Here is a 1699-nt window from a genome sequence, read left to right as displayed (position 1 = left end):
AGGGCTTGCAGATCATCAAGGTGTTGCTTCCCGTCCTGAAGCTCGTTGGTGTGGTATGCGCATCCCGGACGAGACTCGTGACCAACTCGCTGTGAAGTTCGCGGTGTTGTTCCCGCATCTGGACGAGCGGCAGCGACGGCTGCTGATGGCTGCGGAGGCCTGGGCGCTGGGACACGGCGGTGTCCGGGCCGTGGCACAGGCCGGTGCGGTCAGCGAGACGACGGTCCGCAAAGGCGTGTTCGAACTTGAGGCGGGTGAGGAGCCTCTGGGGCGGGTGCGTCGTGTGGGCGGGGGCCGCAAACGGGTCGCGGATCTGGATCCGGGGCTGCGGCCTGCGCTGTTGGCGCTGGTTGAGCCGGATGTACGGGGTGACCCGATGTCGCCGCTGCGGTGGACGGTGAAGTCCACCCGCACGCTGGCGCAGGAGCTGACCCGGGCCGGGCACCGCGTCAGTGCCGACACCGTCGCCAGCCTGCTGCGGGAGGAAGGCTTCAGCCTGCAGGCCAACACCAAGACGATCGAGGGCAGCCAGCACCCGGACCGGGATGCCCAGTTCCGCTATCTCAACGAGCAGGCCCGCGAGCACCGGGACGCCGGTCAGCCGGTGATCAGCGTGGACACCAAGAAGAAGGAGCTCGTCGGCGAGTTCAAGAACAACGGCTGCCAGTGGCGGCCGATGGGTGAGCCGGTGCCGGTGAACGTGCATGACTTCGCCGACCCGCACCTGGGCAAGGCCGTCCCCTATGGGATCTACGACGTGGCGGCGAACACCGGCTGGGTCAACGTCGGTACCGATCACGACACCGCGGCGTTCGCCGTGGAGTCGATCCGCCGCTGGTGGCAGGGCCAGGGCCAGGCTGCCTACCCGCAGGCGGCACGGCTGCTGATCACTGCGGACGCGGGCGGCTCCAACGGCTATCGCACCCGGGCCTGGAAGCTCGAACTGGCCCGGCTCGCGGCCGAAACGGGACTGACGATCACGGTGTGTCATCTGCCGCCGGGCACATCGAAGTGGAACAAGATCGAGCACCGGCTGTTCTCGCACATCACCATGAACTGGCGGGGCCGCCCGCTGACCAGCCACGAAGTCATCGTCGAGTCCATCGCCGCGACCACCACCCGCACCGGGCTCAGCGTGAGTGCCGCACTCGACACCAACACCTATCCCACCGGTGTTCGTATCGGTGACGCCGAGATGGCCGCTCTGCCACTGACCCGGCACGCATTCCATGGCGAATGGAACTATGCCCTGCACCCACAGCCCTGCCCTGCTGTCCCCGCGCCCCGGGCTCCACAGGAGCCGGCCCCGCAGTGGGAACAGACGCTGCTGTCCGATCCCGCACTGACCGGCATGTCCCGGCAACAACTGGACGTCCTCACACGGATGTTGACACCCGGCGGCGATACTCAGCGTGGTCGTCCACCCCGGCTTGCCTTCCCCGAACAGGTCCTGGCCACCGTGCTCCATCTGCGGGTCGCCCTGGCCGCCGAACCTCTCGCCGTACTGTTCGGCAGCAGCCGGACCGCGATGCACCGCACCCTTCTGAAGAACAGGAAACTGCTCGAGGCACACGGCATCGTCATCCCACCCGCGACGACGCCACCCGTCGCCCTTGCAACCCTCCAAGCCCGGGTCCTCACCCAAACCGGCGAGCCCCACAACAAGATCAAGACGACATGTTAATGATCTGCAAGCCCT

At 67.3% G+C, this 1699-nt stretch carries 1 protein-coding gene; it reads left to right on the top strand.

Annotation, left to right across the window (positions count from 1 at the left end; translation table 11 throughout):
* Nucleotides 1–55 precede the first annotated feature (55 nt).
* Entirely contained in the window at nt 56–1684 is a 1629-nt protein-coding gene (locus H8R17_RS45350) for an ISAzo13 family transposase (protein WP_187828976.1), read from the top strand.
* The last annotated feature ends 15 nt before the right edge of the window (nt 1685–1699 follow it).

This window comes from Streptomyces sp. TRM68367 (genome assembly GCF_014495685.1).
Classification (GTDB): domain Bacteria; phylum Actinomycetota; class Actinomycetes; order Streptomycetales; family Streptomycetaceae; genus Streptomyces.
Note: the sequence above shows the minus strand (reverse complement) of the source record. Positions and strands in the feature narration are given on the sequence as shown.